Origin of the sequence: Advenella kashmirensis WT001 (assembly GCF_000219915.2) — a bacterium.
Taxonomy (GTDB): Bacteria; Pseudomonadota; Gammaproteobacteria; order Burkholderiales; family Burkholderiaceae_B; genus Advenella; species Advenella kashmirensis.
In genome coordinates this window covers 3,720,380-3,733,012 of sequence record NC_017964.1, presented here as the reverse complement: position 1 = coordinate 3,733,012, position 12,633 = coordinate 3,720,380, and the positions used below count along the sequence as shown (strand labels likewise).

13 protein-coding genes and 1 pseudogene are annotated in these 12,633 nt (G+C 55.2%); 5 read left to right on the top strand and 9 right to left on the bottom strand.

Annotation, left to right across the window (positions count from 1 at the left end):
* Positions 1-8: 8 nt before the first annotated feature.
* The gene (locus tag TKWG_RS21905) at positions 9-629 is read left to right on the top strand and encodes a serine hydrolase family protein (protein WP_014752111.1); all 621 of its coding nucleotides are present in this window, start codon (positions 9-11) and stop codon (positions 627-629) included.
* Positions 626-955, top strand: a complete 330-nt coding sequence (locus TKWG_RS21900) for a hypothetical protein (protein WP_014752110.1) — start codon at positions 626-628, stop codon at positions 953-955. The genes TKWG_RS21905 and TKWG_RS21900 overlap by 4 nt, the downstream gene beginning before the upstream one ends.
* Here the strand turns inward: TKWG_RS21900 and TKWG_RS25460 are convergent.
* The 9 genes and pseudogenes from TKWG_RS25460 to TKWG_RS17460 all read right to left on the bottom strand — a co-directional run bounded on the left by TKWG_RS25460 (position 929) and on the right by TKWG_RS17460 (position 8,870).
* Positions 929-1,975, bottom strand: a complete 1,047-nt coding sequence (locus tag TKWG_RS25460) for a metallophosphoesterase family protein (protein ID WP_238534234.1) — start codon at positions 1,973-1,975, stop codon at positions 929-931. The genes TKWG_RS21900 and TKWG_RS25460 overlap by 27 nt on opposite strands.
* Positions 1,858-2,568 carry a metallophosphoesterase family protein gene (locus TKWG_RS25455; protein ID WP_238534233.1) on the bottom strand — a complete coding sequence of 237 codons (711 nt, stop codon included), beginning with the start codon at positions 2,566-2,568 and terminating at the stop codon, positions 1,858-1,860. The genes TKWG_RS25460 and TKWG_RS25455 overlap by 118 nt, the downstream gene beginning before the upstream one ends.
* The gene (locus TKWG_RS25450; protein ID WP_238534232.1) at positions 2,493-3,062 is read right to left on the bottom strand and encodes a hypothetical protein; all 570 of its coding nucleotides are present in this window, start codon (positions 3,060-3,062) and stop codon (positions 2,493-2,495) included. The genes TKWG_RS25455 and TKWG_RS25450 overlap by 76 nt, the downstream gene beginning before the upstream one ends.
* Before the next feature lie 99 nt (positions 3,063-3,161).
* Positions 3,162-3,437, bottom strand: coding sequence for a type II toxin-antitoxin system Phd/YefM family antitoxin (locus TKWG_RS17485; RefSeq protein WP_041710423.1), 276 nt, complete (start codon positions 3,435-3,437; stop codon positions 3,162-3,164).
* Positions 3,438-3,552: 115 nt separating this feature from the next.
* Positions 3,553-4,245, bottom strand: a complete 693-nt coding sequence (locus TKWG_RS17480; RefSeq protein ID WP_041709620.1) for a GntR family transcriptional regulator — start codon at positions 4,243-4,245, stop codon at positions 3,553-3,555.
* Between the two features lie 99 nt (positions 4,246-4,344).
* Complete coding sequence (locus TKWG_RS17475) at positions 4,345-5,334, bottom strand: Bug family tripartite tricarboxylate transporter substrate binding protein (protein ID WP_238534231.1); 990 nt, start codon at positions 5,332-5,334, stop codon at positions 4,345-4,347.
* Positions 5,335-5,404: 70 nt separating this feature from the next.
* The gene (locus tag TKWG_RS17470) at positions 5,405-5,758 is read right to left on the bottom strand and encodes a hypothetical protein (RefSeq protein ID WP_014752105.1); all 354 of its coding nucleotides are present in this window, start codon (positions 5,756-5,758) and stop codon (positions 5,405-5,407) included.
* Positions 5,759-5,761: 3 nt separating this feature from the next.
* The gene (locus tag TKWG_RS17465; protein ID WP_014752104.1) at positions 5,762-7,315 is read right to left on the bottom strand and encodes a hypothetical protein; all 1,554 of its coding nucleotides are present in this window, start codon (positions 7,313-7,315) and stop codon (positions 5,762-5,764) included.
* A 578-nt stretch (positions 7,316-7,893) separates the two neighbouring features.
* Positions 7,894-8,870 (bottom strand): annotated as a pseudogene (locus TKWG_RS17460) (Bug family tripartite tricarboxylate transporter substrate binding protein).
* Between the two features lie 140 nt (positions 8,871-9,010).
* Between TKWG_RS17460 and TKWG_RS17455 the strand changes: the two are divergent.
* From TKWG_RS17455 to TKWG_RS17445, 3 genes are all read left to right on the top strand, one after another.
* A complete protein-coding gene (locus TKWG_RS17455) occupies positions 9,011-10,606 on the top strand; it encodes a class I adenylate-forming enzyme family protein (RefSeq protein ID WP_014752101.1) in 1,596 nt (531 codons plus the stop codon).
* A 90-nt stretch (positions 10,607-10,696) separates the two neighbouring features.
* Positions 10,697-11,470, top strand: a complete 774-nt coding sequence (locus TKWG_RS17450) for a citryl-CoA lyase (RefSeq protein WP_014752100.1) — start codon at positions 10,697-10,699, stop codon at positions 11,468-11,470.
* A gap of 285 nt (positions 11,471-11,755) precedes the next feature.
* A complete protein-coding gene (locus TKWG_RS17445; protein WP_014752099.1) occupies positions 11,756-12,553 on the top strand; it encodes an NADPH-dependent oxidoreductase in 798 nt (265 codons plus the stop codon).
* Positions 12,554-12,633 lie beyond the last annotated feature (80 nt).

Here is a 12,633-nt window from a genome sequence, read left to right as displayed (position 1 = left end):
AATTTTCTATGTATTACCAACAAACAGAACAATCGAGCCAAATCGGGCAGCGCCTGCTGTCGTCTGTGCGGCAGATATTTGCGCCGCTGGCGCACGACGTAGCTGATTCGAGCATCACGTTGCACTTGTTTCCAAGAGCAGCAGCGGGTATGGCTGCGGGCGAACCTGACGGATTTTCCTGGCAGGGCCAGCGGCAATTTTATCCCGCCAGTGTCGTTAAGGTGGCTTATCTGACGGCGGCACAGGCCGCGTTGCGGGACGGAAAGGTGATGCCGCATGAGGAATTGGGCCGCGCCATAACTGACATGATTCTGTGGTCAAGCAATAATGCAACCAATTACGTTATTGATATGCTGTCGGGCACTACCGGCGATACGCTGTTGCCCGAGGCGGAAATGAAGCAATGGTTTGAGCGGCGCCAGGGTGTGAACCGGTTTTTCGCTGGTCTGGGCTGGCCGGAAGCCAGGGCATCAATGTTTGCCAGAAACTCATGGATGACGATCGCTACGGTCGGGAAAGACTCTTTGTCACGCTGGATGGGAAAAATAATCACAACTGTCTTAGCAGTGATTTCGTGGCACGCCTGCTTAGTGAAATCTGCAGTGGGACATTCCTTGACGCGGGCATGAGCCAGGAGGCGGCCAGGTATCTGAAGCGCTCCCTTTCTTCGGACTTCAAGGCTCTGCCACATTCGCAGGTAAACGGGTTCCTGGGAGAGCATCTGCCGGATAACCTGGAATATTATTCCAAGGCAGGATGGAATGGCTGGACTGGCGACGCGCTATCCAGTTACAACAGGCACGACAGTGCGCATTTTCTGTTGCCGCAGGACTACTGCAAAGCGTATGGCGCCATTACGATTGTGGTTTTTTCCCATGGCAAGGCAGTGTCTGAAGACATCACCTTTCTGCCGCAGATCGGCCAGGCGTTATTCAATATCCTGGGACAGTACTGAGTCTGAACGGCACGCGGGCGCTGTTACTGTAGAGTGCGAGGCCCGCAAGCGCCGCGCAATCAAGACAGTGCGACCGGAACATGAAGTTGTGCTAAAGGCAATACCACCCCGTCGAGCGCATTCGCTTGAACTAATCACCCGTGCCTGGTTGTTGTGCAACCGTTGCAGCGGACACGGTCTGTTCGGGTGCAATAAATTCGGTGGAAGGGCGGCCGTCGGCGTTGTGTTGCAGAATGCGTGCTGGTCGACCTGCGCATCAAGCAGTATTTGGCCTATGCCTGCGCCATTCCATAAGCGTTCACCGCTACGGCGTTGATCCGGCAGGCGCGGCTGTATCTGCAGGTGCCGCCGTTGCGTAAACCAGTTCAGTGGCGAGCGCGGTGAATAAAGCCAGCGGTTAAGGCGATCCAGCCAGTCCAGCAGCCGTCTTGGAAATTCATTCTTGATGCCGCTGCTGGTGATCTGCCAGATGTGCGGGGAACGATCTCGATCGCGCACCTGTACATCGTATGCAAAGGAATAGTGCACGTCGCCCGACAGGATAACGTAATTGCCCGGTGTGCGCGAATGGCGGAAGATGTTCAGCATGACGCTGGCTGAACCGCGATGGGTCATCCAGTTTTCTGCGTCAACCGTTAGCGCGTGGCCGGCGAAGGTGCATAGGCGTTGCACCACTTCAATCAGCTTGACACCAAACATGGGCGTGGGCGAGACGATCACGGCGGCCGTTTCATCCAGCAATTCATGCTGCAAGTCGGTCAAAGACTCCCAGTCCATCAGTCCGGACGGGCGGCTGGGCAATCTCCTGCTGTGCCAGCGGCGTGTACGCGTATCAAGAACGATCACGGTCGGCTGTGTGCGTAGCACATAGTCCCATTGATTGAATGAAAGCAGGCGCGTGATCAGCGCGTCCTGCGCGGTGGCATCCAGGTGATCTGTGGCGTCTGGTGTAGCGGCAAGAGCGCTCGTGTCGTCCAGCACCGCGTCGAACGCATCGGGACGATTGCCCCAGCCTGGCATAGCATGTAGGCCACGAGCGCGTTGCCGACGATGCGTCGCGAGAATGGATGTTCATAGGCGGTGGTGGCCCACTTGGCCGACAAATTCCAGTCATCGGTGATGTCGTGATCATCAAAGATCATCAGGGTCTGCACATGCGCGAGCAGGCGCGAAGCCTTAGGCAGGTCGCGACGGAAGCCCTGCAGTATACCGATCTCGCTTCGCCATTGGCGTGCGTGTTCGACATCAAGCGCAGGCATGGGTGGCTCGGGCACGAGTTGCCACGGTACAGGCGACCAGACCAGCAGATACATGGCCATGACTTCGGCCAGGGTCACCAGGTGGTTGTGTGCGCTGGTAGTCGTAAAAATCGGTTTTTCCACGCCGCCAAAGAAGCGTTCACGCAGCGCCTCGTTCGATTTGAATGCGGGCAGCAGGTCTTCGCGGCGGTAATAGCCTGCCGGGTGAGCGTACAGCGCTTCGCTGTCGGCTACAACGGCGCCGTCAAGATATTCGCCGTACAGGCCCAGGCGATCAATCAATGCGTGGATGGCCGCCAGCATGGGGCCGGCCACGTCATCAGCATAAATCTGGTCGCCACATAACATGAGCATGGCCGGTCGTGTGTCGGCCTGCCCGATGTGCCCGGCCAACAGCTCGTCGGCTCGCGCCAGCCATCGCGTGCTGGGTGATGCGGCTTGCGACATGAGCCAAAGAGAATGTCGTCGGCACGACTGCGCAGCACCAGGGTAGGCTGAGTGGCGTCTTCATGCAGCAGATGCGGCGCCCATTGTGCAATGTTCGCTTCAACCCCGTTGGCCAGGGTCGCGACCAGATCATAGGCAATGACTGTGTCCTGTGGTAGCGGCTCGGACAGGGCGACATCGATCAGATGCAAAAAGGCATGGCGGCCAATGGGAATGATGCGGCAGTTGGTTGCATCAAGCGTCACGCTTCTGGGCGATTCCCCGGCCGGGGCGAGCAGCAGCGTAAATTTGAGCGGTACACTGCCCACCAGCCAAAGCGCCAGGCGGCCTGGTTCGAGGCGGCGCAGGATCGGGCCGGCAAGCACGGGCGGGAGCGGGTTGGAAGTAGATATATGAGTCAATCGAAGCGGGGCGATCTATTACGAATCTAAGATGACAATGACCAGATTAGTATAACAGGCGCTTCAGCTGCGGTTAAAGCTTGTGCAGGGCCGTGTGCATCACATATGCCTTATGGTATTCGAATGAAACAGGTTGATTTTTGCCAGATCTGGCGAACGTGGTGTTTCAAAATCACTGTCGGCAATGCCGGGCATTGCCAGCAAATCGGCAATCTTTCTTTGGCTTGCGGTAATGCGTCGATACAATTCGATGCTCATTAGCACATGAGCTGGGCGGCCTCGGTCTGTAATAAACACCGGCCCATTGTTTGCGGCACGCGTTGCTTCACTTGCCGCTTGGTTGAACTCGCGACTAGTCATGCTGGTAAACGTCATGGCGGCACCTATTGGAATGCGAATATTGTACATGCGCAATTCCTGTGCACATTGAGCGGTTATAGCCGAATTGGCCAATCAATGGCAGTAGGCATTGATTGCTACGCTGGCAGAATCAACGGCAATCGGAAAGCCGACTGAGTTTTTTCTTATTTTCGATGCTTCGCCGCGCATGCTCACGACACAGCGCTTCGGCACGCGTTCCTTCCCGTTGAATGATGGCCTCGAAGATCGCTTCGTGATCTTCCTGAGCACGAGTAAAAAACTCCAGTTCGATCTCCGGATAGTCGCCAATTGACCCCAGATTGCTGGCTCGTGCAAAGACCGTTCGGGATACCGTCTGCATTGATTCGGCAAGATGGGTATTGCGTGCCAATGTGATCAGGGCATCATGAAATTGCTTATTATTGTCTGCCCAGGATTCGACAAATAGCTGTCGCGTTTCCCGTGTCCAGGCGCATATCAGCTCACGGCCCTTGTCCACAAGCATGCGCAGCCAGGCACTGTCTTTATCAGAGATTGCAGTTTCAGCGATCCGCCGCGCCGCGTAGCCTTCCAGCACACCGCGCAGCTCCAGTGCTTCGGCCACTTCATCCATGTTGATCTCGCGCACCCGAAACCCCTGGCGGCCAGATTTTTCAACGTAACCCAGGCGTTCCAGTTCGCCCAGGGCAAGACGCAAGGGCGTACGGGAAACATTGAGCTCAGCAGAAAACTCGATTTCCTTGATGCGTGAACCGGCCGGCAATGATCCTTTGAGGATTCGCCTGCGTAATTCTTCTGTGACGGTTTTTATTAGTGTGGACATGCAAATGAAATAAGGGCGGCGCCAGCCAAGCGGAATCGGCCCACGTAAGTCCAGATTATAGCCAGAAACGCCGACGCCGTTATGTCTGGCATGGCTGATTCAATCCACGGTCGCGCCGATATCCCGGACAATGGCGCCCAATCGCTGCTTTTCCTCTTCAGTGAATGTCTGGAACTGCTCCGGCGTCATGGGGGAGGGGACTGCGCCCCGGCCACGCAGTCGCTGATCGGTTTCCTTAAGCTTGAGTGTTTGACCAATAGCCGCGTTCATTTTATTGATGACTTCCGGTGGCGTGTCTGCAGGTGCGTATAAACCATCCCAGGCATAAAATTCAAATCCTTTCAGCCCCGAGCCGTCCAAAGTGGGCACCCCCGGCAATGATGGACTAGGGGTCTTGCTCGTGACCGCGAGCGCTTTGAGTCTTCCCGCTCTGATCTGTGAAATAACATTGGGCGTGACATCGATAATGAAATCTATTCGGCCGCCAATAATATCGGTCACGGCAGCGGCATTACCTTTATAGGGTACGTGGGTAACAGGCATGCCCGTTTGCTTCTTGAACATTTCGCAGGCAAGATGCGATGACGTGCCATTTCCGGCAGAACCACAGGTCAACGGTTTGTCTGTCCCCGCGCGGTAGTTGCGCAAGTCGGTAATGGTGCCGATTCCTTTTGCATTGTCCCGCGCAACGACCAGGGTCAGTTCGATTGTTGAAAAGCGCCCCACCGCTTTTAACTGATCTGGCTTATAGCCCACGGATTTATATAGTGCATGGTTGATCGCCTGGGTGCCGTTGGTACCATACAGGAACGTATATCCGTCAGCCTTGGCGCGTGCCGCGGCGGCACTGCCGATATTGCCCCCCGCGCCGGGATGGTTTTCTACCACAATACTTTGCCCGACTGTTTTGGCCAGCGGGTCTGCGACCAGTCTGGCCAAGGTGTCTCCTCCGCCTCCTGCCGCAAAGGGCACGATAAGCGTCATGGTACGGTTGGGCCAGTTTGCATTCCCCTGGGCGCCAAAAGCGGTAGCGCCAGTCACCATTGCTGTGATGCCCACAGCCAGCATTGTTGCCTTTGTTTGTCTCATCTGTATCCTCTCTTTGGGAATAAATTTTTATCGTTGAATAACAGCATCGTTGCACTGCCCACTGCCAACATCAAAAACGCGTAGATTTGTACACCAGAGGAACCGGGCGCCTCAAGGCGATGGGTTCACTGATCAGGCAAACCGGATACATGCTCAGCCACATCAGCGCCGTGCTGATAAACGCGCCTGTTCGCGATTCACGTTGTGACTGCTTGCCTATGTGCCAGGCCGACATGAGCATCATCAGCAAAAAGGAATATGGAAAGGCCATGCCATGCGCCAGGGAATAGACAGACGTAAATTTGCTGAGCAGATCTGCTTGCGTGCATTGGGCAAGCCATAGTGTGGCCTTGATATTTCGCGCGTCCATGCTGGCTGCCAGCCAGCATCCGAGCAACCATACGCCGGCACCAAGCTTGCTCATGGTTTAGTCGCCGCAGCAATTGCCTTTGAGCGGGCTGGCGGAAACGCCGCTGTGATTACAGCATCCGCCTTTCCACCAGTCGGCACCTTCGCCGGAACAATACTTGCCGTCTGCGCCGACCATCGTCATGAACATGGGGTGATAGTTGCGGCATACTTCCAGTTCTGTTTTGACCCAATGCAGCGGGTCCCGGGCATAGTGATCCCAATAATCACCCTGCATATTGATGCCGGGCACAGCGGGGTTCCAGCTCTCATCCAGCCAGAGGTCCGGGTCGCCGTACTTTGAGCACAGCTTGCGTATGGCAGGATCATCCAGGGCCTGCAGGCGTCCGTTTTCAATAACATTTTCATTGTCGCCCGAGCGCTCGGTCGTATAGTTCGGAAAATAGAGATGAAGGTGCCAGTGTCCGACCAGATGGCCGGCTCTGGCTGCTTCTCGCTCGGCCATGGACGAAATGATGGTGCCGAACCCCATATGAATCACACCCGAACGTACTCTTTCATAAAGGCAATTGACAAACCCGGAAGGAAAATCCTTGCGGGGCCGATGAATGTGAGGATTTGTCCCGATGGACGCTTCCCACCAATGCATAATGCCCTTGTCCGGAAAACCCGGATACTGGATATCCTTGGTTTTTTCCATGACGTCACGCAATCGGTTTCCGAACTCGCCACCTTCATTAATCTGCACGATTTTGGAATTTTCTACGATCAACTGGGTCCAGTCGCAGGGGGCGATGTGATTGGTTGTTCCGGCAATGACCCCGCATGCATCCTCCTTGGTGGGATGAAACAGCCAGGGGCGGCCTGTGATATGGCCCGGCAAATAAGTCTTGCCGAAGTGTTCATTTCCCCGCCAGGTTTTGGTTACCAGGTCCGGGGCATAGAACTCACGCTTTTCGTCCCAATATTCATCATGGTTGGTGAATGAAATATCGGTCCCTTCAGGATCGGTAATCCTGACTCGCCGGGCGCTACGAACCCGATCCCAGGTCCATTTATCGATGGCATTAATGACTTCTATGGGCATCGCATGAGCCGGTGAGGCCAGAATTTCAGGTGTAATAAAAGGCATGCGCTGGATTTTGACCAGACGCTCGGCCAGGACGGGGCCGCCATAACCCATCAGGATCTTGTCGTAAATTTGCCGTTTCTCTTCTTCCTCCCACATATCCATCCATTCAGCCAGTTCCTTGGTGCGAAAAAGGTAGTACTCAACCTCATCGGCGCCGACCCATTGCCGGATCGGTCCGCGGTCAATGTACTTGATGTCGTATTTCACCTTGTATTTTTGCAATATCTTTTCGCAGGCCTTGATGGTCAATTCACTGTGCCAGTTGTCCACTCTGAGCAAGACCCGCTCGCCTTCCTTCAGATCCCAGCAGGCATTCAATCCGTGGTTATAGGGTCGCTGCGCGACGTGCTCCAGATAAGGCAGTAACTGGTCTTCATGACTGATCTCTACGAATGGCGGACAACGCGGCGGGCGTTTGCTTTTTAACGGAGGACTGTCATAACGGGGAACGCCTTGCTGTCTATTGGATGGTGTGTCCATGCTGTCTCCTGATTCTTTATTTTGAATAATTGCATGCATTTTATAGCTTATTAATTATTAAATAAATGATATGCATGCATTTTGTCATGAATAAGAGATATAGTGAATTTCAGACGTTACGTCTGCTAGCCCGTACAATTCTGGACAATCGCAGCGATCATGTGACGTTTGGCAATGCAATGACGCATGGCCCGGCAAGACCGGCCCAACATATATTTGGCAGGGGTTCGCTAATAGGCAGATCTTGGCGATACAGGTTCGTGTGGCGCCGGAGGGCGCGGTCATTGACCGCGGGGATCTGCATTTGCAGCGGTCGTGGCATGCGTGTGTGGCAATCGTGATGAAGAGAGGCCTCGAAGATTGATGACGCCGAACGCAATGGTATTGGACGTGGGGGCCCTGCGAACAGCGTCGAGGCTAAGTACGAATGTAAGTTACAGTGGATCGATAGCGTAGCATTCAGTGACCCGGTGCATTCGGGACGGTATTAAGCCGGCGGTACTGAGTGCATTTTCAAGAATGTGGCCACGGCGATAGCTGGTACCCATACGCTGGCCGGATTGAGCCGGCCAGGTTGATCAGCGTTTTGCTGTGTTTTTGGCGTCCGGCTTCAGTATCGCTCGCCAGCGGGCGATTTCGGATTTGATCAGCTCAGAGAAGGCTTCCGGCGAAGAGACTTTGACTTCACCGTCAATAACGGCGAGCCGCTTGGCCACTTCCGGATCGGCAAGGCTTTGTTTGAGCGCACTGTTTACTTTCCGGACAATCTCTGGCGGCGTGCCTGCGGGCGCAGGATGCCCCACCAGACCAGGGCCTCGAAGTTATCCAGTCCCTGTTCGGCGATGGTCGGTGTGTCTGGTGCCGACTGCAGCCGCTCTCGCCCCGAGGTGCCCAGCAGCTTGACCCGTTTGTCATCCAGTTGCCCCTTGATTTGCGACAGTCCTGTAAATGCCATATCGACATGCCCGCTGGCTACATCCAGCAAGCCCGGTCCGGCGCCACGATAGGGCACTTTCAACAGATTCAATTGCGTGGCTTCGCGAAACAGCTCTGCGGCCAGGTCGCTTGCCGATCCAGCACCTGAAGTGGCAATCGTCAATTGTTTGGGGTTCTTTTTCGCATTGGCAAGAAGGGCCTGAATATTGTCGGCCTCCAGGGTTGAGCGTGCAGCCAGTCCCATGGCATAGGTAATAACTAATCCTACCGGTGTGAAATCCTCCGGAGTTTTGTAGGGCAGGCTGGGCAACAAGGTGGGATTGGTCGCAAAACTTGGACTGACGATAAGCAGGGTATAGCCGTCAGGAGCCGCTTTGGCGACAGCTTCGGTGCCGATCACGGTATTGCCGCCGCCACGATTATCGACAATAACCGGTTGCTTGACCACCGCTGAGAATTTATCAGCCCATGCGCGCACGATAAAGTCGCCGCCCCCGCCAGCAGCAAAGGGGACGACAATACGTATCGGTTTATTGGGGTAGTCGCTTGCGCCGGCCGCATAGCTGGGGGCAATGGCCAGGACGCTGGCCAATAGCGTTGCTTTGATCAGGTGTTTCATCATGTCTCTCTCCATTGACTGGTTTGGAATTGTCATTTCTTGTAGAGTGATCAAACTTAAAGGATCCAACAGTATACTATTGTGCACTAATGTGTATTTAAAGTAAACTGCGGGTATTCTCCCATGCTAAGGGTAGTTTCATGAAAAGTCCGATTGACGTTTTGCGCAGCTATCGCCCTCACAACGGGACGCTTCATGACGCGTTTAGCAGTCGCTGTCAGAGCCGGAAAGACGATGTTTTTATTATCCAGTCCGAGGCATCGCTTACCTGGGCTCAATTCGGCGCACGCTATGACAGGCTTGCACGTGCGCTGAAGGTCCTTGGCATTGGCCGGGGCGATCGGGTTGCCGTCGTGGGTCGCAACCATACCGCTCATCTGCTGGCGCTGTTTGCCCTGGCTCGCCTGGGGGCGGTCATGGTGCCGGTCAATCCGGATTACAGTACGCGCGAATTGGCCTATGCTTTGGGCCATGCCGACGTCAAAGGCATCATTGCTCAGGCCGATCTTCTGCAATCGATTGAGCAGGCCACGCAAACGATGGTGCCAAAGCCATGGACATTGCTGTGGGGGCAAATTCCGGCAGGCAACGCCGCCTCTGTCGAACAAGCCATTGATAACGCGCCAGATCTCCCCCTTGCAGACGAGGACCGTGCTACCGATACCTGCGTCATTATCTACACCTCCGGGACGACGGGATTTCCCAAGGGCGTGATGCACAGTCAGTGCAATTTACTGCTGGCAGGAGAGGCCAATGTAGCGCGTTTGCATATGCAGCCGGATGATCGGGTAATGATCGTTCTTCCTTTTTTCCATATGAATGCCCTGTTTTATTCGGTGGGTGGCGTGCTTGCAGCAGGCGCCAGCATGATCATTGAACCGCGGTTCTCGGCTACGCACTTTTGGAATGCGGCAGCTGATCACGGCGCTACTATCGTCAATATCATCGAAGCGATTGGGACGATTTTGTGCGCACGCGACCGATCTGAATATCGACCGGACCATCGTTTACGGGTCGTGTATGGCGTACGCAAGAAGGCGGCCGAAGTGTTCCGCCAGGAATTTGGCATCGATCATTTATTCTCGGGTTTTGGGATGACTGAAATTCCGGGGGTAACCTGCAATCCCTATGAAGGGCCGAATAAGGCCGGCAGCATGGGGGTGATTGGCGCCCATCCGGATCCGGACAGGCCATGGGCTCAGTGCCGGGTGGTGGATGATGACGGTTGTGATGTCGACACGGACCAGATTGGTGAACTGTGGGTCAAATCGCCCATTGTCATGCAAGGGTATTTTCGCGACCCCGAGCAGACCGAACAGGCCTTTGAGGACGGCTGGCTCAAGACCGGCGATTTGGTGCGGCGAGATGCCGACGGCTTCTATTTTCACATTTCCCGCAAGAAAGATATTATCCGGCGACGCGGTGAAAATATCGCCGCGGCCGAGATCGAAATGGTAATTGGCGAACATCCGGGCGTCTTGCAGGTTGCCGCGTTGGCAGTGCCCTCCGAGATGGGCGAAGATGATGTCTTTGTGGCCGTGGTTGCCAGGCCGTGGACAACGCTAAGCGAATCTGACGTGGCTGCATGGTGCGCGGATCGGCTTGCTGCCGTCAAGGTGCCGCGTTATGTGGTTTTGCTGGATGACTTGCCGCTTACGCCTACTCACAAGATTGCCAAGGCAGTGCTGCGTAATGATGTACAAATACGCGCCAAGGCAGTGGATTTGCAAGGATGAAAGCATGCAGCGGCATGCGTGCTGTTTGAAAGCAACTGTATTGGCACATACGGCGCCTTACTAATTTATCAGCGCAAAGGACAATGACACATGGCTAAACGCAAGCAACTTAGAACCGATATCAGCTGGAGCACCGAAGATACCATCACCATCAAGGGCCTGGACCTATGCCGGGACATTATGGGTAAGGTTTCGTTGGGCGATATGGCTTTTCTGGAATTGACCGATCGTCTGCCCGACGAACGGGAATCCCGGGTATTTAATGCGCTGGCTGTCATTCTAGTGGAGCATGGCATGACGCCTAGCGCAATCGTGACCCGCATGACTATTTGCGGTGCTCCGGAAGCCATGCAGGCCGCAGTGGCCGCGGGTCTGAACGGGCTTGGCAGTGTCTTTGTTGGCAGCATGGAGAATGCGGCGCGATTGCTGCAAACCGCGTTGCCGGATCCGGCGGCAGAGGTAGATATTGCTGCGCTTGCCAGGCAGATTGTTGAGCAGGAACGCAGCAGCGGCAGAACGATTCCCGGAATCGGTCATCACATTCACAAACCCGTGGACCCGCGTGCGCCACGCTTATTTGACATCGCCGAAGAAAATGGCTTTTCGGGGCCCTATGTCGCGTTAATGAAGGCGGTGGCAGATGAAGCCGGCAGGCAACTGGGCAAGAGCCTGCCCGTGAATGCGACAGGGGCGATTGCCGCTGTGGCCAGTGAGTTGCAGATCCCATGGGATATTGTTCGGGGAATAGGCGTGATGGCCCGCGCAATTGGGCTGGTGGCACATGTGCTGGAAGAGTTGCGTGATCCCATGGCGCGCGAAATCAAAGCGATGGTGGAAGAGCAGGCCACGGCACATCATCGCTGAATGCCGGTCGGGCAGCGGATTATGTCGGGCGCTGTTGTTGTTTCGGGTGCAGCGAACGCTGGCATGACTCGCAAGCCTGGGCAGGACAGACAATCGAATATCTAAAGACCAAGGCGTTATTACTTTAATCATGATGATGCGTTTATCATTATGCGAATATTGATATTGCTGATGAACGTAAAGGTGAGCATGATTGCGCCTGTCATCCCTTATTTGGAGTTGTATTAAAGCTATGAGTCAAGAATCTTCAACCCATGTCAAAACCCTGGCGCCGCACAGGACCTTGTGCAGGCTCGCTATCAACAGGCTGCATTCATTCCGGACGAGGTCAATGCAACCATCGAAACAATGTTCAACCATCGCTCGGTACGCGCCTATACTGATGAGGCGCTCAAGCCTGGCGCCCTGGAGCTGCTGGTTGCAGCTGCGCAGTCTGCCTCCACATCGTCCAATTTGCAGACCTGGAGCGTGGTCGCAGTTCAGGATGCAGAACGCAAGGACCGGTTGGCAAAACTGGCAGGTAATCAGGAACACATACGACGTTGCCCGTTGTTTCTTGTCTGGGTGGCTGACCTGGCGCGTCTGAAATCTCTGGGCGTAAAGCATGGCGTGGCGCACGAAGGACTGACCTATATGGAAGCGTTTCTTGTTGCCGCCATCGACTCGGCGCTGGCAGCGCAGAATGCAGCGGTTGCAGCCGAATCAATGGGGTTGGGCGTCGTGTATATCGGCGGGATGCGCAATCATCCGGAGGAAGTGGCCAAAGAGCTTGGTCTGCCCGACTATGCCTTTGCGACTTTCGGCATGTGCATTGGCTATCCGGATCCGCTAAAACCGGCTTCGGTCAAACCACGTCTTCCCCAGGCAGCGGTCCTGCACAAGGAACAGTACGATGCCTCTGCCCTGGAGGCGGCGGCGCAGAGTTATAACGCGACCATGGATGAGTTCTATAAGGCACAGGGCATGAAGAACAGCGGGCCGTGGGACCTGCACTCCCTGAACCGGCTTCGCGGACCCGAAGCGCTGACCGGGCGCCATCGACTGGTTGAGGCGCTTAATAATCTGGGGTTTGAGCTGAGATAAGACAGTCCTGAGGGCCGGCACCGATGCGCTGCGGGCTCTTGCACTATTGTTCCTTCAAGCATAAAGTGCTTGACTTAGAG